Genomic DNA, 23,933 nt, shown 5'->3' on the forward strand with positions numbered 1-23,933 from the left:
GCGCGCGCCCGACGGCGGGCGCGGGTGGTGCGCGGCAGCCGAGCGCTGGGCGCGGTGAGCGTCTTCGCCGCCCTCGCGGTGCTCGTGCCGCTGGCCCCGGGGTGGGTGGAGCAGCAGCGGCCCGGAGGCGTGGGGGACGCCCTGGACGTCGTGGAGGTCTCGACGGAGTGCCGGCCGCGGACCGCCAGCGGGCTCAACCACGGCGACTTCCTCCTCGGTGAGGCCGCCTGGGCCCGGTTCTGCGGCGTGGGCCGGTACTACCCCGTCGACATCGGGTCGGCGCTGGTGCCCGACGTGGCGCTCACCGAGGGCGCCGCCAGCCTGGTCCGCGGCTGGCAGGAGATCCGTCCACGCAGCGGGCCGTGCCGCACGACGCCGTCGGCGACCAAGTTCTCGGTGCAGGTCGGCTTCGACGACGGCACCGTGACCGAGCTGTACGGCGAGACCTCGGCCTGCCCGGCGTTCGTCCGCCGCAGCCCCGGCTACCGCGTGGTGCCCGGCGGCCAGGTCTACCGCGAGCTGATGAGCGCCATCGCCGCCCAGGAGTCGGGCGCCCCCACCGGCCCGACGACCGGGCTCACCTGCCCCACGGACCCGCCGGGCGTCACCGGACCGCGGGCCCGCAGGCTGGAGACCGACCTGGTGGTGACCGGCGTCGCGGCCGCCGTGCTGTGCAGCTACGACCCGGCGTACGGCGCCGCGCCGGTGCAGGCCGAGCTCCGCCCCGCCGAGGGCGAACGGGTGCGCGTGCTGGCCCTGGGCGCCTTCGACCCCGAGCCGCCGGCCTGCACCGGCGACCCGTTGGCCCGGTCCTACGTCGCCCTGCTGGCGGGCCACGACGGGGCGACCCACGCGGTGACCCTCGACGGGACCCGGTGCGGCGCCCTGGCGATCGACGGCGAGCGCCTCGGCACGTCACCGGCACTGACGACGGCACTCGCCCGGCTCGCCGCGTCGGCCGGCACGGCGGCCGGAACTGTTACCGAACGCTGACCGCGCCGTGGACGTCGTGTTGCCGAGCCGCCCGTAGCGTTTCACTCATCGGCAGGGCAACCTGCCGGGCACGAGGAAACGTCGTGGGAGCCGCCGGGGGGATGGCTCGCACGCGGCGCCGGGGGGCGCCGAGGAACCTCGAGCTTGCCAGGACCCGTCCGGCCCCGTTGGGGGAGAGCCGGACGGGTCCTTGCCATGTCCGGATCCTGCCGGTCAGCCGCGCTTGCGGGTGAGGAACGCCTGCATCGCCTGGCGGGCCTCCTCCGAACCGAACAGCCGCGCGCTCTGCGCTGCGACGTCGTCACCCAGCCGGTCGATCCGCTCGAGGAGGTCCCGGGCCAGCAGCGCCTTCGTCTCCCGCAGGCCCTGGGCCGCGCCGGTCGCCAGCGACGCGCACACGCGGGCGACCTCGGCGTCCAGCGCGTCCGCGGCCACGGCCCGGGTGACCAGGCCCATCCGCTCGGCCTCGGCCGCCGTGAACGTCTCCCCCGTCAGGAACGTGTACGCCGCGGCGCGCGACGTCAGCCGCGGCAGCACCGTCAGCGAGATGACCGCCGGGGCCAGGCCGAGCTTGACCTCGGTCAGCGCGAAGGTCGCCTCCTCGGCCGCCACCACCACGTCGGCGGCCGCGACCAGCCCGATGCCGCCGGCGCGCACCGCCCCCTGCAGCCGCAGCACCACCGGCTTGCTCGAGGCGACCACGAGCCGCTGCAGGCGCACGATGGCGCGCGGGGCGTCCTCGGAGCCGGCCGCCGACGCCTCGGAGAGGTCGGCGCCGGAGCAGAACACGGTGCCCTCGGCGCGGAGCAGGACGACCTTCGCGGCCGGGTCCGCCTCCGCCCGCTCGAGGCAGTCGCCGAGCTCGGTGACCAGCTGGGCCGAGAGCGCGTTGCGGTTGTGCGGCGAGTCCAGGGTGATGGTCGCGACCTCGTCGGCGACCGCGTAGTGCACCAGGGTGTCGGGCGGGGTGTCGGGCATGGCCGTCATCCTGCCGCGTCCGGCCGCTCCGGGCTCCAGGACCCACCGTGACCGGGTTGCCCTCGACAGCCGCAGGGTCAGCCGACGGTGACCAGCAGCTCCTGGATGCCGCTGGAGCCCTCGGGGAACGGCTCGGCGCGGACGGCCTGCTGGACGTCGCCCTGCTTGTCGACGACGCGCGTGGCGATCCGGTGCTGGCCGGGCGTGGCGTCCCACATGAAGTACCACTGGCGCCAGTAGTCCTCGTCGACGCCGGGGCCGAGCTCGGCGTCCATCCAGGGACCGCCGTCGATGCGCACCTGCACGCCCGAGACGCCGCCGTCCGCCTGCGCCCAGGCGACCCCGCCGACGACCTGCTCCCCCGCCTCCAGCTCGGCGAGCGCGCGGGGGGTGTCGATCCGGCTGGACATCTTGATCGGGGCGTCGGTGGCCCAGCCGCGCTCGGTCCAGTAGGCCTCCTCGGCCTCGTACGTCGTGAGGGTCATCCGGCTCAACCACTTGGTGGCGCTGATGAACCCGTAGAGGCCGGGCACGACCATCCGCGCCGGGAACCCGTGCTCGCGCGGCAGCGGCTCGCCGTTCATCCCGACCGCCACCAGCGCGTCCCGCCCGTCGGTGGCGAGCGCGAGCGGGGTGCTGATGGTCATCCCGTCGACGTCGCGGGAGAGGATCTGGTTCGCGCGGTTGCCCACACCGGCGCGGGCGAGCAGGTCCACCAGCGGCACGCCGAGCCAGCGGGCGCCGCCGACGTACTGGCCGCCGACGCTGTTCGAGACGCAGGTGAGCGTGATGTCCCGCTCCACCAGCGGCATCTCGAGCAGCTCGTCGAAGGTGAACGACACCTCCTGGTCGACGTCGCCGTCGATGGTCAGCGTCCAGCCGTCGACGTCGACGACCGGGACCTGCAGGCGGGTGTCGACGCGGTAGAACTCGCTGTTGGGCGTCCGGAGCCGGCTGATGCCGGGGAAGCGGTCCTCGAGGCCGTCGGGGAACGGCGGCAGCGGGTCGGCCGCGGCCGGGAGCGTGACGTCGGCCGGCCGGGACCGGTAGGCGCCGATCCACCGGCCCGCCGCCCCCATGACGGCCGCGGCGCCGGCGAGCACGCCGAGGCCGACGATGACGCCACGACGGCTGGCGCCGTCGCCTCCCTCCGCGGCAGCGGCGTGGGTGCGGCCGCCCCCGGCCCGGTGGAGCCGGCTCGCCAGCCACCACAGGGCGGCGATGCCCACGGCCGCGGCGACCAGGCTCGGCACCACCGCGCTGATGCCGGAGGAGTCGTCGGCCAGGGCCAGCCCCGCCGGGATCGCCACGAGGACGGCGAGGAGCGCGGCGCCGTACGCGAACCGGCGCCGGGCGAGGAGCCCGCCGACGGCCGCGAGGAGGACCACGCCTGCCAGCACGGAGCCGACGAGGATCGGCTTGTCGGCGGTGCCGAACTGCTGGATCGCCCACTCCTTCACCGGCGTCGGCGTCAGGTCGATGACCTGCGACCCCACGACCAGCACGGGTGAGGTGGCGGGGTCGAGCAGGGCGGCGACCAGGTGGCCGGCGGCGACGCCGGTGAGGGTCGCGACGATTCCGGCCAGGGCGGCGAGCAGCTTGTTCACAGAGGGGGTTCGGAGCGGACGGCCATTCGGACGGGCCGGCCCCCGCACCGGCCTCCCGTGAGCCACGTCACCAGGTCGACCCAATCCGCTCGGCCGTCGGGACCGAACACCTCTCGACACAGCGGCCGGCACCGGCAGCCCCGGAACCGCCGCTGGCACTCCCCCGGACACGACCAACAGCAACAGCGACAGAGAGGCACCACCATGAAGCTCCAGACCCTGCGCCGCACCGGCGTCGCCGCCGCCGCCATCTCCCTCTCCCTGGGCCTCGCCGCCTGCAGCGAGGAGGAGCCGGAGACCGCCAGCGAGTCCAGCAGCGAGATGACCGAGTCGGAGATGGGCGAGTCGGAGATGACCGACACCGAGACCGACGCCGCCATGGAGGGTGCCGCCGCGCAGACCTTCGGCGAGGCGTGCTCGGCCGTGCCGACCAGCGGCCCGGGCTCCTTCGACGGCATGGTCCAGGACCCGGTCGCCACCGCGGCCTCCAACAACCCGCTGCTCGAGACGCTCGTGACCGCGGTGGGCGAGGTCGACGGCCTCGCCGACACGCTGAACTCCGCCGAGGCCCTCACCGTCTTCGCGCCGACCAACGACGCGTTCGGCAAGATCCCCGAGGCGGACCTGCAGGCCGTCCTCCAGGACCAGGAGATGCTCGGCGCGATCCTCTCCCACCACGTGGTGCCCGAGCAGCTCGGCCCCGACGAGGTCGTCGGCGAGCAGGAGACCCTCAACGGCGACACGATCACCGTCGAGGGCGACACCTCGGGCATGACCGTCGGCGACGCCACCGTCCTGTGCGGCAACATCCCCACGGCCAACGCGACGGTGTACGTCATCGACACCGTCTTGATGCCGTAAGCCCGACTACTCCCCGAACAGCTGAGGACGCACACGACAGGATGGACGGGTGGACCCCTTGAAGCCCGTGGCCGCGGGCACTCCCTCTCCCGGGGGAGTGCCCGCGGCGCCCGACCTGGCCGACCTGCTGCGGTCGGCCGGGCGCGGAGACGAGCAGGCCTTCGCGCAGCTGTACGACGCCACGTGCTCACGGGTCCTCGGGCTCGCGATCCGCGTGGTCCGTGACCCGGCCCAGGCCGAGGAGGTCCTCCAGGAGGCGTTCCTCGAGATCTGGCGCACCGCCGGCCGGTTCGACCCCGACCGGGGCAGCCCGATCGCCTGGCTCCTCACCATCGTGCACCGCAAGGCCGTCGACCGGGTCCGCTCGGCCGAGGCTGCCACGCGACGCGACCAGAACTACCATCACCAGAACCAGCCGGTGGACCACGACGCGACGGCGGAGGCCGCCCACGCGTCGCTCGAGGCCCGCCGGGTCCGCACCGCACTCGGCAGCCTCACGCCCGTGCAGCGCGAGGCCCTGGAGCTGGCGTACTTCGGGGGCTACACCCACACGGAGGTGGCCACCATGCTCGACCTACCGGTCGGCACCGCCAAGACGCGCATCCGCGACGGCTTGATCAGACTACGAGACACGATGGGAGTAGGAGGCTGACATGAGCGACGACATCCATGCCCTGTCCGGCGCCTACGCCGTCGACGCCCTGGACGACGCCGAGCGGGCCCAGTTCGAGCGCCACCTGGCCGGCTGCGACATCTGCCAGGAGGAGGTCGACAGCCTCCGCGAGGCATCGGCCCTGCTGGCCGAGACGACGATGGTCACCCCCCGGCCGGAGCTGCGCAACCGCGTGCTCACAGAGATCCGCACCGTCCGGCCCCTGCCGCCGCTCGGCCGCGGGCCGGTCGCCGAGGACACCCCGGAGGCCGAGGACTCCGAAGGCTCCTCCTCCGAGGACTCCTCCGACGACTCCGAGGACTCCGAGGCCACCGCGACGACGACCGACCTCGGTGCCCGCAGGGCCGCCCGCGCCGGGCGGGTCCGCCGGTTCCCGGCTCTGCTCGCCGCCGCCGCGGCCGTCGTCGCCGTGGGCGTCGGCAGCGCCGTGGTGCTCGAGCCCTGGCAGGACAACACCTCGACCCCCGCGCCGTCGGCCGTCGACCGGATCCAGGCCGCCGAGGACGCTCAGGTCTTCCGGCACACCTTCGAGGACGGCTCGAAGGCGGTCCTCTACCGCTCCGCGTCGCTCAACGAAGCGGTGCTGGTCACCGAAGACATGGCCTCCGCGCCGGACGGCAAGGTCTACCAGGCCTGGCTGCAGCACGACGAGACCATGGTCTCGGCCGGGCTGATGCCCGAGGGGCCGGACAACACCGTGCCCCTCCAGGGCCAGCCGGCGACCGCGGACGGCTTCGGGATCACGGTGGAGCCGGCTGGCGGCTCGGTCGTCCCGTCCCCGCCCACGGTCCTCTACATCCCGTTCGAGAAGGCCTGAGCCCTAGGCTGCACGGGTGAGCACCCACGAGCGCGAGCCGGCCGACCAGCACCTCGGTGAGGAGCTGGTCCGGCTGGCTTCGGCCGACAACTTCCGCGACCTCGCCGGGAGCGGCGAGGGCCACCCCACCGCGGACGGCGGACGGGTCCGCAGGGGCGTCCTCTTCCGCTCCAACGAGCTCCAGCTCACCGACGCCGACGCCCACGCGCTCGGCTCGCTCGGCATCACGGCGGTCTACGACCTCCGCGGCGACCACGAGGTGGAGGCCCACCCCGACGTGCCCGTCCCCGGCGCGGCCTGGCACCACGTCCCGGTCGGGGGCATCCCGATGGACGAGGTCTCCGGCCTGAGCTCCCGCGAGGCCGCGCTCGCCGCCATGCACGGGGTCTACCGGGCGTTCGTGGAGCACCCCGCGGCCCGCGCGTCGTTCGGCGAGCTGCTGACGCGGATGGCAGGGACCGACGGCGCCCAGCTCTTCCACTGCACCGCCGGCAAGGACCGCACCGGGTGGGCGGCCGCCGTCCTGCTCGGCCTGCTCGGCGTCCCGGACGACGTCGTCCTCGAGGACTACCTGCTCACCAACACCTTCTCCACCGCCACCCGCGAGAAGTACCTCGCCCTCATCGCCGAGCACCTCGGCCCCGACAAGGTCGCCGTCTACGAGGCCGTCATGGTCGCCGACGAGGCTTACCTCCGCACCGCCCGGGCGGCCGTCGAGGCGTCGTACGGCGACCTCCGCACGTACGTCGTCGACGGCCTCGGCGTCGGCCCGAGCGACCTCGAGCGCCTGCTCGCCCGGCTACGCGCCTGACCCCGGCGAGCCCGCCGACCGGGTGACCCGGGGCAGGCGCACCGACCGCCGCCGCTTGCGCGAGAGCCGCCGGCTGGGCCAGGCGCTGACCGGCCCCACCAGGCGGAGCATGCCGGGCACCACCAGGGAGCGCACCACCAGGACGTCGACCATGATCCCGACCGCCATCGCGAAGGCGAGCTCGCGGAAGGGCACCAGCGGCACGACGAACAGCAGGCCGAAGCTGGCCGCGAGGGCCAGCCCGGCGGCCGACATCGCCCGCACGGTGCTGGGCATGGTCGTCACGATCGCCTCCGTCAGCGGCGCGTCGGCGGCCGCCTCCCAGACGTTGCCGACCGTGAAGATGTTGTAGTCCGACCCGAACGCCAGGAGCAGCACCGCGGCCGCGAAGGGGACGTAGAAGGTCAGGCCCGCGCCGGGGTAGAGGTGGCCGAAGACGAGCATGGTCAGCCCGAGCGAGGCGCCCAGGGACAGCATGCTGCCGACCAGCAGGTAGACCGCCGCCACCACCGCGCGCAGGAAGACGACGAGCATCAGCAGGTTCGCGACCAGCGCCGCGACGGCGATCCGCACCAGGTCGTCGGTGGTCTGCTGGACGACGACCGCCGCCGTGGCGGTGTCACCGGCGAGGCCCGCGGTGTCGACCTCCAGCCCCGCACGCGCAATCAGCTCGTCGAGCCGGTCCTCGAGGCGGTCCACGGTCTGGATGGCGGTCGCGCCGAGCGCCGGGTCCTCGAGCACGACGAGGTACCGCGCCGCCGTGCCGTCCTCGGTGACGAGCACGCTGCGCTCCAGCCGGCGCTCGACGTCTCCGGCACCCAGCACGCCGGCCACCCCGGGCTGCTGCTCGACGAGGTCGCCGAGCCGGTCCAGCGCGGGTCGCTGGTCGCCGAGGCCCTCGCCCTCGAGGAGCACGGTGGTGGGCGACAGGATGCCCGGCGCGAAGCCGGCCCGGGCGGCGTCGGCCGCCTGCCGCACACCGCTGTCCTCGGGCAGCGAGCCGACGAAGGAGACACCCAGGCCGAGCCCGGTCAGCGGCAGCGCCGCGAGGGCGAGCGCGCCGGTGCAGGCGGCCACCACGAGCCCGGCACGCCTCCGGGAGGCGACCAGCCAACGTGACAACCGCCCGGTGAGCGTCCGGTCGACGCCCTGCCGACGCGGGCGCGGCCGGGAGGGCCAGAACGTCCACCGCCCCAGCACCGCCATCAGCGCCGGCACCAGCGTCATCGCGACGACCAGCCCCACCAGGACGGTGAAGACCAGCGCCGGACCGAGGGCACGGAAGAACAGCGACTGGGCGACGAGGAGGGCCCCGGTGCCGGCGGCGACCGCCAAGCCCGCGACGGCGACGATCGGCCCGTACCGGGCGGTCGCCGCCTCGGCCGCGGCGAGCCGGTCGGCGCCGTGCTCGAGCTCGCGGCGCATCGCGGTGAGGAAGAAGATGACGTAGTCGGTCACCACGCCGAGCAGCAGGGCGACGACCACCGGCTCCAGCTCGCTGGGCACGCTGAGGCCCACCACGTCGGCCAGCGTGCCGGACAGGCGGAGGGTCATGACGTAGGCGGCGCCGGCGCTGATCACCGCCACGACGGGAGCGACCACCGACCGGAGCGCGACCCCGACGATCGCCACGATGGCCAGGAGGGTGAGCAGCTCGACCAGCGGGAGGTGCTCACGGATCAGCGCACCCTGCGCCGACCGCGCCGGCACCGAGCCGGTCACGCCCACGACGTCGTCGCGCTCGGAGAGGAAGCGGTCGGCGTACCGCTCCGCCACCCGGGTCTGGTACCCGAAGGAGACCTCCGGGCCGAAGAACAGGTAGCTGATCGACGTGGTGTCGCGCTCCGCGGAGCCCGGGAAGACGCCGAAGGCGTTGGTGATCGGCAGCGCGCCCTCGAGGCGCCCGAGACCCGGGTACTCATTCCGGGTGGCGGCGAGCGCCGCCGTCGCGGTCCGGCCCTGGTCGTAGGGCGTGAGCCCCTCGGGATTGCGCTGCACCAGGGCGGTCCGGGCGCTGAGGGGGAAGCCGAAGAGCTCCACGCTGCGGAGCTCGGTGCGCACCGCGGCGGTGTCCGTGGGCACCAGCCCCGCCAGGTCGCTGCCGCCGTCTCCCTCGGAGAGGCTCGGGAGCAGGGTGGTCGAGACGAGCACGGCCGCGGCCCAGGCGAGGACCACCCACCAACGGGCCTTCACCAGCCAGCGGGCGTAGACGCCCGCCGCGCGCCCGGGGCGCGCACCCGGTGGGGCGGACGCCGGTTCGGGCGCGAGTGGCTCAGGCACCGGACCGCGGCTCGTCGCCGGGCTGCCGCGGTGTCGGCACCGACGAGCGGTCCTCGCGGCGGCGGGAGAGCCGGAGGGGGCCGTAGAGCCCGACGATCGGCGTCGTGGGGATCAGCGCGATGGCGAGCCCCAACAGGATGGCCAGCTGGCGGAGCTGGCCCTTGACCACCTGGCCCCGCTCGCGGATCGAGTCGGCGGTCGTCACGGTCTCGCGGCCCAGCTCGGCCGGTCGGTCGCCGACGACCGGGACGTCATCGAGCGACTGCAGTGCCTGGCCGGCCGACCCGATCGCCTCACCGGAGGCGGTGACGGTGTCGCCGAGCTCGGCGAGCTGCCAGATCGTGAAGCCGGTCCACCCGCCGATCACCAGCCACAGCACCGTCCACGCGACGACGCCTGCGTCCATGAGCCGTAGGGTGGCCGGGTCGGCCGCGCGTATCGACGGGCTCACGCCATCACCCCGGACGCCGGTCGGGAACCGGAGGACAAGTCCATGACATCCAGCACCGACGGCACGGGGGGAAACCCGCCCGAGACCCCCGGCGGGACGCCTCCCGGGACCGCACCGCAGCCGGCCCGCCCGTCCCGCTGGTACGTCGCGGCGCCGGCCGTCGCCCTGGTGGTCGGCCTGGTCCTCGGCGGGCTGCTCGTCGGCGTGGCCGGGGGCGGCGGGCTCGACGACCTCGGCGGCGACGGCACGGGGGCGACCGAGGCACCGGAGTCCGCGGGCGTCGCCTCCAGCGACCCCGAGGACGAGGAGCCGGGGACCGCGGTCGTGGTGCCGGACACCTGCGTGGAGGCCGCCGACTCGGCGCAGCGGGTGGTGGACGCGCTGCGGCGAGGCATCAGTGCCATCCGGGAGCTGCGGGCCCAGGAGGTGATCGACCTCCTCGACGAGCTCGAGGACATCGACGCCCGCGTGCGGGACCAGGTCGACGCCTGCCGCGAGGTGGAGGTCACCGACTCCGCTCTCGAGACGACGCCGGCCACGCCGTCCACGCCGTCCACGCCTGCCACGCCGGAGCCCTCCACGGACTGACCGGCGCCGGCACCGGGTCCCTCCCAGCTCGTTCGCATGTCGCTCTCCGTCCGTCCCGGGGCCTGTCGTGTACCCGCTGGACGCCGGAGGATGCGCCGTCCGGGCCGTCGGTTGGCCGTCGTGGACGCCGGGTACCGGCGGGGTCCGCCCGACGCCCCACCCGACGCCCACCCGGAGGAGAGCCGACGTGGCCCTGTCCTACCCCACCCAGCCCGGCGACATCGACCACCTGATCGCCGACGACCACGCGATCGTCGAGCGCCAGTTCCAGCACCTCGAGGCCGGCCGGGGCAACCGCAGGGTCCTCGTCGACCAGGTCTCCTTCGAGCTGGCGCTGCACGCCTTCGCCGAGGAGACCGTGATCTACCCCGTCTGGCCCGAGGTCGGCATGGAGGACGAGCACGACGACGCCGAGCACGAGCACCAGGAGATCAAGGAGCTGCTGGTCGTCCTCGGCCGGCACGAGCCGGGCGAGGACGACTTCGAGGAGGCGCTGAGCCGGCTGGTCGAGCTGGTCCGCCACCACGTCCACGACGAGGAGGACGAGGAGCTGCCGGAGTTCCGCCGCAAGGCCGGCGCCGAGCGGATGGCGCAGTACGGCCGCGAGTTCCTCGCCGCGAAGCGGCAGGCCCCGACCCGGCCGCACCCCGACGCCCCGAGCGAGGGGCTCGCCGAGCGGCTCGCCGGCATGCTGGCCAAGCCGCTGGACCACGTGCGCGACGTCCTCTCGGGCAAGCAGAAGGAGATGGCGACCGACGCCTCCGGCCTGCTCGACCCCGAGGCCCAGGCGATCGTCGACGCGCACTCCTCGATGGGGCCGCTGCCGTTCGAGATCCTCGAGCCCGACCAGGCACGCAAGCAGCCCGGCCCCGACGACGCGGTGAAGAAGGTGATGGCCGACCGAGGACTCGAGGGACCGGAGCCGGTCGCCCACGTCGAGGACCGGATGATCCCGGACGGCGCCGATGGCGAGCAGCGGCTGCGGATCTACACCCCTGAGGCCGGCGGGCCAGGGCCGCGCCCGGTGATCATGTGGATCCACGGCGGCGGCTGGGTGCTCTTCGACATCGACACCTACGACGCCTCCTGCCGCGGCCTCGCGAACAAGACAGGCGCGATCGTGGTCTCCCCCGACTACCGGCGCGCCCCCGAGGCGGTCTTCCCGGCCGCCCACGACGACGTGCTCGCGGCGTACCGCTGGACCGTGGCGAACGCCGCCTCCTTCGGTGGCGACCCGGCGCGCATCGGCATCGGCGGCGAGTCGGTCGGCGGGAACATGGCGCCGGCGACGTGCCTGCAGCTGGCCGACGCGGGCGAGCCGCTGCCGGTCGCCCAGGTGTGCGTCTACCCCCTGACCACCCCCGAGCAGCACGGCGACTCGATGGAGGACGCCGCCGACGCGCGCCCGCTGAACCGGGCGCTGCTGTCCTGGATGGCGATGCACGCCTTCGAGGGGCGGCCGGACGCGGCGGACGACCCGCGGATCGACCTGCTCGGGCTCCCCGCCGAACGGCTGGCGCTGCTCCCTCCGACGATGGTCGTCACCGCGGAGCGCGACGTGCTGCGGAGCCAGGGGCAGGACTTCGCCCGCCGGCTCGAGGACGCCGGCGTGGCGACGACGGCACGCCACTACGACGGGGTGATGCACGAGTTCTTCGGCGCCGCCGCGGTGCTGGAGAAGGCCGAGGACGCCCAGCGCGCGGCGGCCCGGCACTTCACCGAGGCGTTCGGGACGGCCGCGCCGCTCAGCCCTGCGCCACCCACGGCGTGAACTAGCCTCACATGCCGGGCAGGGTCGGCACCAGGCCGCGGACCACGTCGTACGTCGCCCGGTCGGCGGCCGCCACGAGGCCCGCGGGCGCCGGTGCCTGCGGCCGGTACGGCTCGCCGCGGAACGTACCGACGAACCCACCGGCCTCGGTGAGCAGGAGCGACCCGGGCGCGTGGTCCCACGGCTTGGTCTTCTTGTAGAGCGCGTAGTCCGCGGCGCCCTCGCCGATGCACGGGTAGTCCATCCCGCAGCAGGTCCAGGTGAGCTCCAGGGTCCGCAGCGTCCCGAGCGCCCGCCCGATCCAGCCGCGCCGGGACGTGATCCCGCGCAGGCCGTCGCCGACCGGCGGCCGGGTCAGCCGCTCGCCGTTGCACCACGCACCCGCACCCCGCTCGGCGACGTAGGCGCGCTCGTGCTGCGGCTGCCAGATCCAGCTGCGCACCACCTCGCGACCGCGCAGCTCGGCCACCATCACCGCGTGGTCGGGCGAGCCCTTGACGAAGTTCCGCGTGCCGTCGACGGGGTCCACGGTGAAGGCGTGCTCGGCGTCGCGGAAGCGGGCCTGCAGGCCGGCGTCCGCGGCCTCCGCCTCCTCGCCGAGCACCAGCGCCGCCGGGTACTCCCGCTGGAGCACCTCGGTGATCCGCACCTCCGCCTCGCGGTCGGCCACGGTCACCAGGTCGCCCGGATGGCTCTTGGACGACACGTCGCCCTCGGCCAGGCGGCGGAACCGCGGGGTGATCACGTCGGCTGCGACCTCCTGGAGCAGCCTGAGCACGCTGTCGGTGTCCACCCGCCCACCCTGGCACGGGTCCGGGATCAGAGTCCCAGCGCCTCCGCCGCGCGGCGGCTGAACCGCTTGAGAGCCCGGGCCTGCCGCACGGTCAGGTCACCTTGGCGCCGCTCGACGCCGACCCGGTCCCGGAAGAGGCGGAGGCGCAGCCGCGCGTCGTGGTCGGCCCCCATACCGGCGTACCGGACGATCGCCTGCACCCGCTCGCGCAGCGGCGCGGCGGGGTCCGGGGGCACCTGCAGGCGGGCGACCACGCGGTCGTAGCGGTCGATGACCGCCGCGCCGGCCGAGGGCTCCTCCGCGGCTGCCGGCACACCGGCGACCGGCATCACCGCCAGCGCAGCCACCAGGGCCAGCGCGCCGGCGGCGGCACGAGCTGCTCGGGTCACCGGTCGATCGTCGCACGCCGGCCGGCGGCTCACCGCAGGCCGAGCACCCGGATCGTCCGCGCCGCCATCCGCTGGGCGCCGAGCGCGTTCGGGTGGACGACCACCGGGTTGGTGCCGAGCAGCACCGGCTCCACCCACCGGGTGCCGAGGGGCTGGCAGGCGTCGTGGCCGTCGGACGCCCTGTTGAGGTTGACGTAGGTCGCCCCGGTCCTGCGCGCTGCCCGGCGCACCGCGTCGTTGAGGGTGCGCTGCAGGCTGCGGAGGTACGGCACGTCGCCCTCGGCGACCGGCATCATGTGGAAGCAGCCGCCCTTCTCCGGGAGGATCCACGGGTAGCCGAGGATCGCGACCTCGGCCCGGGGCGCGCGCTTGCGGACGTCGCGCAGCGCTCGGACCAGCGAGGGGTACGTCGTGCCGCGCACCGTGTCCTCGAAGGACGAGCCGTACTGCTGGCGGCAGGGGCTGCCCTGACCGAGGGTGGTGAGCCCGGCGACGCCGCAGCGCAGGATGGCGTTGATGAAGACGCCGCTGTCGTTGCCACCGATGGTCATGGTGACCAGCTCGGTGCGGCGACCCAGGGCGTCCAGCTGCGGCGGGACACCGGGGTACTGCGCCTCGCGGAAGTGGCTGGTCTCCGCCGCTCCGCAGGTGACGTCGGTCAGGTCGGCCCGGATCCGCTTCGCGAGGACGTGCGGGTAGTTGCGGATCGAGCGCAGGCAGGGGAGCGGCGCCTGCGGGTCGGGCGGCAGGACGCCGGACGCGGCGCTGTAGGAGTCCCCCAGCGCGACGTACCGCAGGGGGCCGCTCCACGAGGTCTGCCGGCCGGCCGGCCGTGCCGTCGACGGAGCCATCGACGGGCTCATCGGCTGGGTCACCGGCTGGGTCACCGGCTGGGTCACCGGCTGGGTCACCGGCTGGGTCACCGGCTGGGTCGCCGGCTGGGCCGTGGCGGGCACGAGCGTGGCGGCGACCGCGGTGAGGGCGGTGCAGGCGGTGGCGAGCAGGGCGGCGGGGCGGCGGGGCACGGGCACTCCAGGCTGACGGTTCGCGAGGTCGGTGACGTCCGACCCAGGCTCAACGCGAGCGGACGGCAGGCGTGACGGCCTGTGACGGGTGTCACCGAGCATCATCACCCACCGTCGAGCAGCGCGCACCGCCCGATCGGCCATGCGGCAGGCTGGCGGCATGACCCCGGCGGACGACGAGCTGGCCGAGCGGCTCGCCACCACGATCGAGCGCCTCGGCCTGGTCGGCCACCTCGCGGAGGCGGGGCTGCCCACGCTCGCGCGCGACGAGGAAGGCCGTGCACGGTGGAGCGACCCGGCGACCGGCCGCCCGCTCGACGCCGAGCAGCTGGCCGACCTCGACCGCCTGCTGCGCACGGAGGGCACCGAGCCGGAGCACGCGGTGCCCGTCGCGCTGCTCGTGCTCGCGCGACAGGCCCGGCTGCGCGAGGAGCTGCTCGCCACCCCCTGGTACGACTACGAGGCGCTCGCCGACGTACGGGGCACGTCGGTCAACGCGACCCGGTTCGCCGTGCACAAGGCCGCCTCCGAGCACCGGCTGCTCGTGGTGCCTGCCGACGAGGCCCGCATCGTCCCGGCCTTCCAGCTCGACGAGGACGGTGGGCTGCGGCCGGAGCTCGCCGGCGTGCTGGCCCCGCTCCTCCGCGCCGGGATGGATCCGTGGCGCGCCTGGGCCTGGCTGACCCAGCCGGTCGCCCTCCTCGGCGGGCTGGTGCCCGAGCGAGCCGTGCTCGACGACGCTGCGCTGGTCCGGCACGCCGCCGAGCGCCTCGCCGGGCAGATCAGCTCCCGCTGACCTCGCGGCTCAGATCGACCTGGTCTCGCCCGCCCGGTCGCCGTACGCGTCGACCAGCCGACCCTCGAGCGCAGCGGTGACCCGATCGCGGAGGTCCTCGATCGGCTCCCGGTCGGCGGGCTGCGCGGTCTCGGCGGCCGCGACGATCCGGTCGGCCTGCTCCACGACCGCGGCCCGCTGGCCCTCGTCGCGGGCGGCCACGGCCACGTCGCGGAGCATCCGCAGCAGGGCGACCAGCACGGTCGACTCGCCGGCGCCGTACCGCCGGACCTGGCCGCACGCGAGGTCGAGGTAGTAGCGCAAGTCGCGGTCCGGCACCACCGCGCGACCGCGGCCGGCGTCGTCCTCGTGGACCGTCGGTCCGAGGCGGCACCGGGTCAACCGGACGAGCAGGTCGCTCATGTGGCCGATGGCGTGGGCGGCGGTCACCGGGTCGTTGATGCCGGGTGAGAGCGCCTTGACCGCGATGTCCTCGAGCTGGCGGAAGCCGAAGGCGGAGTCCTGCTCGAGCGTCCGCTCGTAGCCGAAGGTGAGGATGTCGTGCACCGCCGAGGTGACCGCCTCGGCGTCCTCCGGCGGCCCGCCGGTGTCCGCCCAGGCCAGCGCGAGCGGCGTGCCGTGGACGACGTGGTCGCCGGCGCGCACGAGCAGCTGGACGAAGGCCCCGTGGTCGCGTGCCGTCGCCACGAGGCCCTCGACGTCGACCCGGCGGAGGAACCCTCCGCGCTGCGCCGGGAGCACCGCCGGGTCGCCCGCGGGCACGGCGTCCGGCTCGAGGGGCCGGGGGCCCGGGTCGCCGTACGGCGGGTAGTAGGCCTCGATGGCCCGGCCGGCCTCGTCGTGGACGTTCAGCATCATGGTGTCGACGCGCAGCATCCGGACGACGTGGGTGATGAAGCCGAGCAGCGCACAGAGGACGAGCAGGGAGAGCAGGGAGAGCACGAACCCCGCGACGACCGGGACCTCGCCGCCCGAGCGCATCTCCCGCAGCAGGGTCACGGCGAAGGCGAACGTGCCGACGAGGACGGCGAGCACCGCCTTGGTCACCTTGTCCCGGGTGAACTCGCGGAGCAGCCTCGGCGAGAACTGCTGCGAGGCGAGCTGCAGCGCCACGACCGTCACCGAGAAGGTCAGCGTGGCCACCGTGATCACCGAGGCACCGACCACCTGCACCAAGGTGGAGAGGGACTTCGCGTCGCCGGGCCACAGCACCGTGCGCAGCCACCCGTCGGGCGTCGGCACCCGGCTGAGGCCGATCCCCGCGGCGACCGCCACGACGACCGCCACCGCGGGCCAGGTCCACAACGCCGCAGCGAGCGGCCGGCCCCCTTGCGGCCCCCGGTTCCAGCGCGAGCTGTCCATCTGTCCCTCCGTTCCCCAGACCGCCGAGGTCGGAGATACCCCGATCGGCCGCGGCCCACACTCGACCGACCGGTCACCATCCGACGACCACCCGCGACGATCGGACCTGGTCGTCCAGGTCCTCGACCCCGACGTCTCACGCACCTCCCACGCATGGCGTCCCCACCCGAGGGGTAACCGGCCCTCGCGGACCTGGGACGATAGACCGGCCGACGCAGCGAGCTCTCGGAGGGAGGCCGTCGTGAGCGGAGGGTGCACCGTCGAGCAGTCGGCGGACCCAGCGCGGCCCGTGCCGGGCACCGTCGCCGACGTCATGGTCCGGCGGCCGTGGGTGCTGCCGGGGACGGCAACGGTGGGCGAGGCCCGCGGCGCACTGCAGGACGGGCACGTGCACATGGCGCTCCTCGTCGAGGACGGCCGGCTCCGCGGCACGCTGACCCGGTCCGACCTCCCCGCGCCGGCGGCCGACGGTGAGCCTGCGGCGCCGTTCGCCCGGCTCGACGGGCGGATCGTGGCTGCCGACGTGCCGGCCGAGGAGGTACGCCGCGGCATGGTCGAGGCGGGGATCCGCCGGCTGGCGGTCGTCGACGCCGACGGCGGGCTCGTGGGGCTGTTGTGCCTCAAACGCCGGCTCACCGGCTTCTGCAGCGACGACGACGTGACCGAGCGACAGGCCGAACGCCAGGCCGAGCAGGAGCGCGTCCGCGGACGCATGTGACGTCGGCCGGCGGGGAACCGCCGCCGCATGGTCCGTGCTGCGGAGAGCGTCACCAACGGCGTCGAGGTCAGCACCCCCACCGCGGTCGTCCTCGGGCTGGTGTCCACCCTGGCGCTGGTGGCCCTTCACCTGCTGGCCCCGCACATCCGCAAGCTGCCCCTGGTGCCCGAGCACGCTACCGGCTCCTTCGCCGGTGGCCTCGCCGTCTCCTACGTCTTCCTCCACCTGCTGCCCGAGCTGGCCGAGGGCAACGAAGCCCTGCGCGAGGTCTTCGGCGAGACGGCCGAGCGCACGGCCTTGACCGAGGTGGGCATCTTCCTCGTCGCCCTCGGCGGCTTCTCCCTGTTCTACGCCCTCGAGCGGGTGGCGCAGCGCCGCTCGGGGCGCGACCACCACGCGGCGGCCTCCACCGAGGGCCCCGCCCGGCAGCAGACGCCGCCGGCGGCCGTCTTCTGGCTGCACATCGGGGCGTTCGTCCCCTACAACGCCGTCATCACCTACACGCTGCCGCTCACCTATCGCACGGGCGTCGGGTTCGCGGTGCTCTTCACCATCGCCATGGGCCTGCACTTCGTCCTCTCCGACCGCGGGCTGGAGGAGCACTACGGCGACCGCTTCGACCGCTGGACACCGCGGCTGCTGCTCGCGGGCGCACTGGTGGTCGGGTGGGCCCTTGCCGCCCTCCTCGCGCCGACCACGTCGATCACCGTGAGCATCCTGCTGGCGTTCCTGGCCGGCAGCGTGATGCTCAATGTCTTCAAGGAGGAGCTGCCCTCGGCACGCCGGTCCTCGACGACGTGGTTCTTCGTGGGCCTGGGCTTCTACGCGGCGCTGCTCCTCGGCGTGACCGCCCTCGGCGGGGGGTGACGCGCGTCAGCAGCAGCCGGCTGGTTCCTCGGCCCCGCAGCACTGCGGCGCGCCAGCGTCCTCGTCGGCGAAGAACGTCGGGCTGTCGGCCAGCACGGTGTAGACCTCCCAGCGCTCACCACCCGGCGTTCCCTCGACCCAGAACTTGTCCTGCTTGGCGTAGCAGCAGGTGACGCCACGTTCGTCCGTGGAGGCGAGACCGTGCTGGGCGAGCCGGCTCTGCTCCGCGTCGACGGCGTCGAGGTCCGCGACCTCGATGCCGAGGTGGTTGAGGGTGCCGCCGTGGCCGGGATTCTCGAGGAGCACGAGCTTGAGCGGCGGGTCGGTGAGCGCGAAGTTCGCGTACCCCGGACGGGTCTTGGCCGGCTCCGCACCGAAGAGCCGGCGGTAGAAGTCGGTGGCGGCGTCGAGGTCGTCGACGTTGAGGGCGAGCTGGATGCGGGACATGTGGTCCTCCTCGGTTCGTGCAGTGACGTATTCACCGCTGTCGATGGATGAGCCTGGCAGACATATCGGCGATCGTCAATGGATGGGCTAGAGTGGTCGACGTGACGACGACGAACACCGCGCAGGTGGCCGCCGGGCGCCCGCTGCCCGTGCTGGCACAACCCGAGGTCTCGCCCTGCTGCGCGCCGCTCACGGCCGAGGTGCTCGGCGAGGCGCCGGCGGCCGCACTGGCCCGCCGGTTCGCCGCCCTCGGCGACCCCGTGCGACTGCGGCTGGTCTCGCTCCTCGCGACCGCGGAGGGCGGCGTCGTCTGCGCGTGCGACCTCGTGGAGCCGATCGGCAAGAGCCAGCCCACCGTGAGCCACCACCTCAAGGTGCTCGCCGACGCCGGGCTGGTCACCAGCGAGAAGCGCGGGCGCAACGTCTGGTACGGGCTGGTGCCGGCCGCACTCGAGCAGCTGCGCGCCGCGCTCGCCCACCCCTGACGCGCTGGTTCGGCCAGCCGTTGGTGGGAACCGGGCGACATGGCCGATGACGCCGTCGCAGCAGCCTTCGCCGCGACACCGCGGGCCGACTTCCTGCCGGACACGGTGCGAGACCACGCGGCGCACGACGGGCCGCTGGCCATCGGCCACGGCCAGACCAACAGCCAGCCGCGGACGGTCGAGACGATGCTCCGGCTGCTCGAGGTACGCCCCGGTCACCGGGTCCTCGACGTGGGCACCGGCTCCGGCTGGACGACCGCCCTGCTGGCCCACCTCACGGGGCCCGGCGGATCGGTCGTCGGGACGGAGATCGTGCCGGAGCTGGTCGAGATGGGCCGCACCCACCTGGCCCGCTGCGCTCGCCCATGGGCGTCGATCACGCGAGCCGACCCGGAGGTCCCCGGCGACCCCGGCCGGGCGCCGTACGACCGGGTGCTGGTCTCGGCCGGTGCGAGCGAGCTCCCGGAGGCGCTCGTCGCGCAGCTCGCCGACGGCGGCCGGATGGTGATCCCGGTGGCCGGGCAGATGCTGGTCGTGGACCGGCGCGGCGAGGAGGTCGTCGTCCGCCGGGAGGGTCACTACCGGTTCGTCCCGCTGGTGTGATCCGGCCTGATCGCTGCCTCGATGGTGTCGACGGCGCCGGTCCGAGGGTCCCGGTAGACGGCCAGGTCGACCGAGCAGCCGACGTAGAACCCCTGGGTCGTGATGTCGATGACGACCTCCAGCGCCTCACGGCCCTTGCCCGAGGGGCTGAAGGTGACGCCGCACCGGCCCGCCGGGTGCGCCGTGCGCCGTGCGTCCAGGTAGAGCTTCAGGTCCGAAACCTGCGCGCCGGTCGGCGCTTGGGCCAGCGCCTCGGTCACCCGGCTCGGCAGCGGCGCGTACGACGCCGGGTCAGCCGCCTCCTCGGCCGTCAGCGTCCGGGTCTCCCCGTCGAGCACGAACGTGACCGTCGGCGCGAAGATCGGAGCAGGCCCGCGGCCGGTCAGGAAGTCGACGACTCCCCACGCCTCGGAGCGCGCGGCCATGTCGTCCTCGCAGGAGAGCGCGGCGTAGCCCTCGGAGTGCAGGAGGACCACGACGCCGTCGTCGGGGACAGGCGCGGCGGCGGGCGGATCAGTGGCCAGCGCGCGCCCCGGTGGGTCGCACCTCGCCAGCCCCTCCTCCACCACCGTGAGCCCGCCCGCCTCGAGCAGCTCCGCCGCGGACTCGCGCGTGTGCCCGAAGACCTGTGGCACCTGCGTGTAGGGCGTCACGACCGGGACCCGGTCGCCCCGCCCGGCCGGCTCGGGCCCCTGCGAGCGGTCGCTGAGGGCGAGGCCCGAGCCAGCGACGGCCACGACGACCGCCGCCACCGCCGCCAGCTGCCAGGTGCCACGGCGACCGGGGCGGCCCTCGCGGAGCGGGCCGCTGGGCGCCACCTCGATCGACTCGCCCGCCCGATGCATGAGTCGGCGCGCCCAGCCGTCGTGGTCCCCGGCGTGGCACCCGTGGTGGTCGGCGTGGCGATCGGCGTCTGGCTCGGTCATCGAATGCTCCGCAGTGACTGGTCGGCGGCGAGCGCTGCGAGGGCGCGCGCCGTGCGGGACTTGACGGTGCCGGCGGGGAGCCCGAGGGCGGAGGCCGTGTCCGCCTCGGAGAGGTCGGCCCAGTAGCGCAGGACCAGCACCTCGCGGTGCTCCACGGACATCCCCGCCAGCGCGGCGCGCACCGTGGCACCGCCGGCGAGGTCGGCGTCGGGCAGCGCCGGCTCGGGCAGCTCGTCGGTGGGGACCTCGCCGTGCCAGCGGCGCGCACGGGCGTCACGCCAGGTGTTGACGAGGATGCGGTGCACGTACGCCTCCGGCCGGTCGGCTCGCTGGACCTTCCGCCAGGACCGGTAGCACTTGAGCAGCGCCGTCTGCACGAGGTCCTCGGCATCGACGATCGGGCAGCCGAGCAGCACCGCGGCGCGCACGAGCGCGACGCGGCGCGCTGCGACGTACTCGTCGAAGTCCAAGGCTGGGTCCTCTCGGCCGGTCCTGACCGTACGACCGGTGAGGCCCCTCGTTCGGTTCCCGGTGGCACCGCGAAGGCGGCGTGCAGGACCGTCATGGCTTACCTTCCGAGCGTGAGCGCCCAAGCCCCCACCGCCGTGATCCTCGTCCGTGCCGAGCGGTTCGTGCCGAACCCGGCCACCGCCGCGGACAACGCGTTCCAGCGCGACGTCCCGGCCGGCCAGTCCGAGGAAGCGACGTCGGTCAAGGCTCTCGCCGAGATGGACGCGCTCGCGCAGGCCCTGCGGGACGCCGGGGTCCGGGTCCACGTCTTCGAGGACGCCGACCACACCCGTCCGGACAGCGTCTTCCCGAACAACTGGCTCTCCACCCACTCAGGTGGCTACGTGGCCGTCTACCCGATGTACGCCTCGAACCGGCGGCACGAGCGGCGGGCCGACGTCCTGGAGATGCTGAAGTCGGAGTACCGGTGCCAGGCGATCGTCGACTACTCCGGCCTGGAGCCGGACGGCATCTTCCTCGAGGGGACCGGCGCGATGGTCCTCGACCACGTGTCGCGGGTCGCGTACATGGCGGTCAGCCACCGCGCCGACTCCCACGTGCTCGAGCGGTTCTGCAGCGACTTCAACTACGAGCCGATGGCCTTCGAGGCCGTGGACTCCAGCGGCGTGCCGGTCTACCACACCAACGTCATCGCCTGCGTCGGCACCGATGTCGCGCTCATCGCGCTCGAGATGATCCCCGACGAGCACCGCCGGGAGCAGATCCGCGAGCGGCTCGCGGTCACCGGCCGGACCGTGGTACCCCTCACCGAGGAGCAGGTGCGGGAGTTCGCCGGCAACGCCGTGGAGCTGTGCGGCCGTACGCCGCAGGGCCGGCGCCGCTACGTCATGGCGATGTCCGGTCGCGCCCGCCGGAGCCTGCGCCCCGACCAGGTCGCGGCGATCGAGGAGTCGTGCGAGATCGTCTCCGTCGACATCCCCACCATCGAGCTCGCCGGCGGCTCGGTGCGCTGCATGATCGCGGGCATCCACCTCGACCGGCGACCCGTCGCGGCCGACGGCGAGCTCAGCGTGGCGGTCTCGGCCATCAACGAGGAGCACCCGACCACCGCCGACGGCCAGGACGTCGCGATGGCAGACGTGGTCGCCTGACCCTGCGGTGAGCCGATGAACACCAATGCCGAGGCTCGGGTCCGCGCGTCCTTCGTCTTCATCGTCGCGCTGCTGCTCGGAGGATGGACGAGCCTCGACCGCCCGCTGCGACCGCCGTGGCGTGGCAGGCCACGACGGCGGCGGAAGCACCGTGGGCCCGCACCACGGGGAGCGCCGCGGTGATGCTCGGCGTCCTCGCCAGCCTGGCCGGAGCGTTCTACTTCGTCACGACCTGGTGAGCAGGCCCCCGAGCCGGTGACGGACGCCGAGCGTCGTCAGCACCGGCGCACGGTCACATCCCGCCCCTCCTGAGCGTCAGCAGGGTGACCAGGAGCCGTGGAAAGGTGGCGCACGTGGACCCGACAGAGGCGTTCGAGGCCGAACGGCCACGCCTGGAGAGGGTGGCGAGCCGAGTGCTCGGGGACCCGACCGAGGCGCAGGACGTGGTGCAGCAGGCATGGTTGCGGCTGCACACCAGCGACGCCGAGGTCCGCGACCTGCCGGCGTGGCTCACGACCGTGACCACCCGGCTCTGCCTCGACCGTCTCCGGTCGCGCACCCCGGTCCCGGTCGAGGACGTCGAGCCGGACGAGGCCGCCGACGACCCGGCCGACGACGTCGCGCTCGCCGACACGGTCGGCCTGGCACTGCACGTCGTGCTGGACCGGCTCTCGCCCCGCGAGCGGGTCGCCTTCGTGCTCCACGACAGCTTCGGCTTCGAGTTCTCCACGATCGCGGGCGTCCTCGACACCAGCCCGACCGCGGCCCGCAAGCTCGCCTCGCGCGCCCGGGCCAAGGTCGCCCAGCCGCACGCGGAGGACCGGGCGGCCGAGTGGGCAGTGGTGGACGCCTTCATGGCAGCCGCGCGCAACGGCGAGTTCGACCGCCTGCTGCAGCTGCTCGCGCCGGATGCGGTCGTCCGCGCGGACGACGCCGCCGTGCAGGTGGGGACCCCGTCGAGGATGGACGGGCGCGGCGAGGTCGCTGCCTTCTTCAACGGCAGCGCCACCGCCGCACTCCCCGTCTTCGTCGGCGACCGGCCGGGGGCCGCGTGGTTCCACCTCGGCGCCGCCAAGGTGGTCTTCGACTTCACCGTCGCCGACGGCCTCGTCCGGGCCATCACCTTCCGCGCGGCGCCCGAGGTCCTCGCCCAGGTGGTGCGCCGCGACGGCGGCCAGGCGCGCGAGCAGGCGCGCGGAAGCTCGCCACGCTGACGCGGTCACATCCGCGCCGCTCCGTCCGTCAACAGACCAGAACGCCACGACCGAAGGAGACGACCATGAAGACCATGACCTGCCGCGACCTCGGGGGTCCCTGCGACCTCGCCCACCACGGGGAGACCGCCGACGACGTCATCAAGGCCCAGGACCAGCACCTGAAGGAGGCCGAGAAGGCCGGCGACGCCACGCACCAGGAGGCACGCGACGCCATGAAGAGCCGCTGGCGGCACCCGAAGAAGTCGCTGGGCTGGTACCGCGACATGAAGCAGGCCTTCGCCGACCTGCCGGAGGACCGGGTTCCGGGCGAGGCCCGACCCTAGGAGCGGGCCGGCAGCACGCAGAGCTCGTTGCCGGACGGGTCCAGGTAGCTGCGCCACGGCAGGTCGCCCCACTGCGCAGGCAGCTCACACCCACCACGCTCCACGATGCCGGCCGCCGCCGCGTCGGGGTCCTCTCCTGCCTCGAGCCGCACGTCGAGGTGGAGCCGGTTCTTCGCCCCCTTCGCGGACCGCTCCGGGCACAGCTCCAGGAGCGGTCCGCGCCCGGCGGGGTGGCGCAGGGTCCGCGGCGCGGTGGCGCTGCCCGCGTCGTCCCAGCCGGTCAGCCAGGCCCAGAACGCCGCGTCGCGGTGGTCGAGGTGCAGCCGCGGCGAGCCGGACGGCGGCTCGCCGACGCGCTGGAAGCACAGGTCGAGGTCCGGCCCGCCCTCAACGGCGAGCCGGGTCTCGAACCCGTCCGGCTCGTCGGTGAGCCGCTGGGTCCCGAGGGCCGCCTCCCAGAAGCGGCCCAGCCGCTGCGGGTCGACCACGTCCACGACGACGTTCTCCAGGTACATGCCGCCACCGTAGGC

General features: G+C 74.3%; 28 protein-coding genes. 16 read left to right on the forward strand and 12 right to left on the reverse strand.

Going from position 1 to position 23,933, the window contains the following annotated elements:
* Positions 1 to 993 (forward strand): hypothetical protein (locus ACSMHG_RS14020; protein WP_435746127.1); only part of this gene is annotated, 993 nt, incomplete at its 5' end.
* A 213-nt stretch (positions 994 to 1,206) separates the two neighbouring features.
* On the opposite strand, the gene ACSMHG_RS14025 is transcribed toward ACSMHG_RS14020, so the two are convergent.
* The gene (locus tag ACSMHG_RS14025) at positions 1,207 to 1,971 is read right to left on the reverse strand and encodes an enoyl-CoA hydratase family protein (protein ID WP_435746129.1); all 765 of its coding nucleotides are present in this window, start codon (positions 1,969 to 1,971) and stop codon (positions 1,207 to 1,209) included.
* A gap of 77 nt (positions 1,972 to 2,048) precedes the next feature.
* The gene (locus ACSMHG_RS14030; RefSeq protein ID WP_435746131.1) at positions 2,049 to 3,578 is read right to left on the reverse strand and encodes a molybdopterin-dependent oxidoreductase; all 1,530 of its coding nucleotides are present in this window, start codon (positions 3,576 to 3,578) and stop codon (positions 2,049 to 2,051) included.
* 204 nt (positions 3,579 to 3,782) lie between these two features.
* Here ACSMHG_RS14030 and ACSMHG_RS14035 point away from each other — a divergent pair, with 204 nt between their 5' ends.
* From ACSMHG_RS14035 to ACSMHG_RS14050, 4 genes are read left to right on the forward strand one after another with little or no spacing between them, the layout of a single operon-like run.
* The gene (locus ACSMHG_RS14035) at positions 3,783 to 4,439 is read left to right on the forward strand and encodes a fasciclin domain-containing protein (protein WP_435746134.1); all 657 of its coding nucleotides are present in this window, start codon (positions 3,783 to 3,785) and stop codon (positions 4,437 to 4,439) included.
* A gap of 49 nt (positions 4,440 to 4,488) precedes the next feature.
* Complete coding sequence (gene sigK / locus ACSMHG_RS14040) at positions 4,489 to 5,091, forward strand: ECF RNA polymerase sigma factor SigK (protein WP_435746136.1); 603 nt, start codon at positions 4,489 to 4,491, stop codon at positions 5,089 to 5,091.
* A gap of 1 nt (position 5,092) precedes the next feature.
* Positions 5,093 to 5,929, forward strand: a complete 837-nt coding sequence (locus tag ACSMHG_RS14045) for an anti-sigma factor (RefSeq protein WP_435746138.1) — start codon at positions 5,093 to 5,095, stop codon at positions 5,927 to 5,929.
* Positions 5,930 to 5,945: 16 nt separating this feature from the next.
* Positions 5,946 to 6,740, forward strand: a complete 795-nt coding sequence (locus tag ACSMHG_RS14050) for a tyrosine-protein phosphatase (protein ID WP_435746140.1) — start codon at positions 5,946 to 5,948, stop codon at positions 6,738 to 6,740.
* Here ACSMHG_RS14050 and ACSMHG_RS14055 read toward each other — a convergent pair.
* On the reverse strand, positions 6,729 to 9,020 hold the full coding sequence (locus ACSMHG_RS14055; protein ID WP_435746143.1) for an MMPL family transporter: 2,292 nt from the start codon (positions 9,018 to 9,020) through the stop codon (positions 6,729 to 6,731). The two genes, ACSMHG_RS14050 and ACSMHG_RS14055, sit on opposite strands and share 12 nt — an antisense overlap.
* On the reverse strand, positions 9,013 to 9,426 hold the full coding sequence (locus ACSMHG_RS14060) for a hypothetical protein (protein WP_435746146.1): 414 nt from the start codon (positions 9,424 to 9,426) through the stop codon (positions 9,013 to 9,015). The genes ACSMHG_RS14055 and ACSMHG_RS14060 overlap by 8 nt, the downstream gene beginning before the upstream one ends.
* Before the next feature lie 87 nt (positions 9,427 to 9,513).
* Here ACSMHG_RS14060 and ACSMHG_RS14065 point away from each other — a divergent pair, with 87 nt between their 5' ends.
* Positions 9,514 to 10,059 carry a hypothetical protein gene (locus ACSMHG_RS14065; protein WP_435746149.1) on the forward strand — a complete coding sequence of 182 codons (546 nt, stop codon included), beginning with the start codon at positions 9,514 to 9,516 and terminating at the stop codon, positions 10,057 to 10,059.
* 187 nt (positions 10,060 to 10,246) lie between these two features.
* Complete coding sequence (locus ACSMHG_RS14070) at positions 10,247 to 11,830, forward strand: alpha/beta hydrolase fold domain-containing protein (RefSeq protein ID WP_435746152.1); 1,584 nt, start codon at positions 10,247 to 10,249, stop codon at positions 11,828 to 11,830.
* Between the two features lie 7 nt (positions 11,831 to 11,837).
* On the opposite strand, the gene ACSMHG_RS14075 is transcribed toward ACSMHG_RS14070, so the two are convergent.
* From ACSMHG_RS14075 to ACSMHG_RS14085, 3 genes are read right to left on the reverse strand one after another with little or no spacing between them, the layout of a single operon-like run.
* On the reverse strand, positions 11,838 to 12,623 hold the full coding sequence (locus ACSMHG_RS14075) for an inositol monophosphatase family protein (RefSeq protein ID WP_435746154.1): 786 nt from the start codon (positions 12,621 to 12,623) through the stop codon (positions 11,838 to 11,840).
* A gap of 26 nt (positions 12,624 to 12,649) precedes the next feature.
* Positions 12,650 to 13,012 carry a hypothetical protein gene (locus ACSMHG_RS14080; protein WP_435746157.1) on the reverse strand — a complete coding sequence of 121 codons (363 nt, stop codon included), beginning with the start codon at positions 13,010 to 13,012 and terminating at the stop codon, positions 12,650 to 12,652.
* 29 nt (positions 13,013 to 13,041) lie between these two features.
* Positions 13,042 to 14,037 (reverse strand): GDSL-type esterase/lipase family protein, encoded by a 996-nt coding sequence (locus ACSMHG_RS14085; RefSeq protein ID WP_435746159.1) that lies wholly within the window; start codon positions 14,035 to 14,037, stop codon positions 13,042 to 13,044.
* 160 nt (positions 14,038 to 14,197) lie between these two features.
* Between ACSMHG_RS14085 and ACSMHG_RS14090 the strand changes: the two genes are divergently transcribed.
* Positions 14,198 to 14,833, forward strand: a complete 636-nt coding sequence (locus ACSMHG_RS14090; protein ID WP_435746161.1) for a hypothetical protein — start codon at positions 14,198 to 14,200, stop codon at positions 14,831 to 14,833.
* 9 nt (positions 14,834 to 14,842) lie between these two features.
* Here the strand turns inward: ACSMHG_RS14090 and ACSMHG_RS14095 are convergent, their stop codons facing one another.
* On the reverse strand, positions 14,843 to 16,195 hold the full coding sequence (locus ACSMHG_RS14095; RefSeq protein WP_435746164.1) for a DUF2254 domain-containing protein: 1,353 nt from the start codon (positions 16,193 to 16,195) through the stop codon (positions 14,843 to 14,845).
* A gap of 241 nt (positions 16,196 to 16,436) precedes the next feature.
* On the opposite strand from ACSMHG_RS14095, the gene ACSMHG_RS14100 reads away from it, so the two are divergent.
* Positions 16,437 to 16,913: a CBS domain-containing protein gene (locus ACSMHG_RS14100; protein WP_435746166.1), complete on the forward strand. Its 477-nt coding sequence runs from the start codon at positions 16,437 to 16,439 to the stop codon at positions 16,911 to 16,913.
* 27 nt (positions 16,914 to 16,940) lie between these two features.
* The gene (locus tag ACSMHG_RS14105; RefSeq protein WP_435746168.1) at positions 16,941 to 17,780 is read left to right on the forward strand and encodes a hypothetical protein; all 840 of its coding nucleotides are present in this window, start codon (positions 16,941 to 16,943) and stop codon (positions 17,778 to 17,780) included.
* A 6-nt stretch (positions 17,781 to 17,786) separates the two neighbouring features.
* Here ACSMHG_RS14105 and ACSMHG_RS14110 read toward each other — a convergent pair whose 3' ends face one another.
* The gene (locus ACSMHG_RS14110) at positions 17,787 to 18,227 is read right to left on the reverse strand and encodes an ArsI/CadI family heavy metal resistance metalloenzyme (RefSeq protein ID WP_435746170.1); all 441 of its coding nucleotides are present in this window, start codon (positions 18,225 to 18,227) and stop codon (positions 17,787 to 17,789) included.
* Positions 18,228 to 18,328: 101 nt separating this feature from the next.
* On the opposite strand from ACSMHG_RS14110, the gene ACSMHG_RS14115 reads away from it, so the two are divergent.
* Together ACSMHG_RS14115 and ACSMHG_RS14120 are read left to right on the forward strand one after the other, a co-directional pair.
* Positions 18,329 to 18,712, forward strand: coding sequence for an ArsR/SmtB family transcription factor (locus ACSMHG_RS14115; protein ID WP_435746172.1), 384 nt, complete (start codon positions 18,329 to 18,331; stop codon positions 18,710 to 18,712).
* 39 nt (positions 18,713 to 18,751) lie between these two features.
* Positions 18,752 to 19,315: a protein-L-isoaspartate O-methyltransferase family protein gene (locus ACSMHG_RS14120; protein WP_435746174.1), complete on the forward strand. Its 564-nt coding sequence runs from the start codon at positions 18,752 to 18,754 to the stop codon at positions 19,313 to 19,315.
* Here the strand turns inward: ACSMHG_RS14120 and ACSMHG_RS14125 are convergent.
* A complete protein-coding gene (locus ACSMHG_RS14125; RefSeq protein WP_435746176.1) occupies positions 19,291 to 20,241 on the reverse strand; it encodes a PASTA domain-containing protein in 951 nt (316 codons plus the stop codon). The two genes, ACSMHG_RS14120 and ACSMHG_RS14125, sit on opposite strands and share 25 nt — an antisense overlap.
* Positions 20,238 to 20,711 (reverse strand): SigE family RNA polymerase sigma factor, encoded by a 474-nt coding sequence (locus tag ACSMHG_RS14130; protein WP_435746178.1) that lies wholly within the window; start codon positions 20,709 to 20,711, stop codon positions 20,238 to 20,240. The genes ACSMHG_RS14125 and ACSMHG_RS14130 overlap by 4 nt, the downstream gene beginning before the upstream one ends.
* A 111-nt stretch (positions 20,712 to 20,822) precedes the next feature.
* Here ACSMHG_RS14130 and ctlX point away from each other — a divergent pair, with 111 nt between their 5' ends.
* The 4 genes from ctlX (at position 20,823) to ACSMHG_RS14150 (ending at position 23,403) form a co-directional block, all read left to right on the forward strand.
* On the forward strand, positions 20,823 to 21,863 hold the full coding sequence (ctlX, locus tag ACSMHG_RS14135; RefSeq protein ID WP_435746180.1) for a citrulline utilization hydrolase CtlX: 1,041 nt from the start codon (positions 20,823 to 20,825) through the stop codon (positions 21,861 to 21,863).
* 83 nt (positions 21,864 to 21,946) lie between these two features.
* Entirely contained in the window at positions 21,947 to 22,102 is a 156-nt protein-coding gene (locus ACSMHG_RS14140) for a hypothetical protein (RefSeq protein ID WP_435746182.1), read from the forward strand.
* 114 nt (positions 22,103 to 22,216) lie between these two features.
* Positions 22,217 to 23,077, forward strand: coding sequence for a sigma-70 family RNA polymerase sigma factor (locus ACSMHG_RS14145; protein ID WP_435746184.1), 861 nt, complete (start codon positions 22,217 to 22,219; stop codon positions 23,075 to 23,077).
* 65 nt (positions 23,078 to 23,142) lie between these two features.
* Positions 23,143 to 23,403: a DUF1059 domain-containing protein gene (locus tag ACSMHG_RS14150; RefSeq protein ID WP_435746186.1), complete on the forward strand. Its 261-nt coding sequence runs from the start codon at positions 23,143 to 23,145 to the stop codon at positions 23,401 to 23,403.
* Here ACSMHG_RS14150 and ACSMHG_RS14155 read toward each other — a convergent pair.
* The gene (locus ACSMHG_RS14155) at positions 23,400 to 23,918 is read right to left on the reverse strand and encodes a VOC family protein (protein ID WP_435746188.1); all 519 of its coding nucleotides are present in this window, start codon (positions 23,916 to 23,918) and stop codon (positions 23,400 to 23,402) included. The two genes, ACSMHG_RS14150 and ACSMHG_RS14155, sit on opposite strands and share 4 nt — an antisense overlap.
* Between the last annotated feature and the right edge of the window lie 15 nt (positions 23,919 to 23,933).

The sequence above is a fragment of the Nocardioides ureilyticus genome, from assembly GCF_051280745.1.
Lineage (GTDB): Bacteria > Actinomycetota > Actinomycetes > Propionibacteriales > Nocardioidaceae > Nocardioides.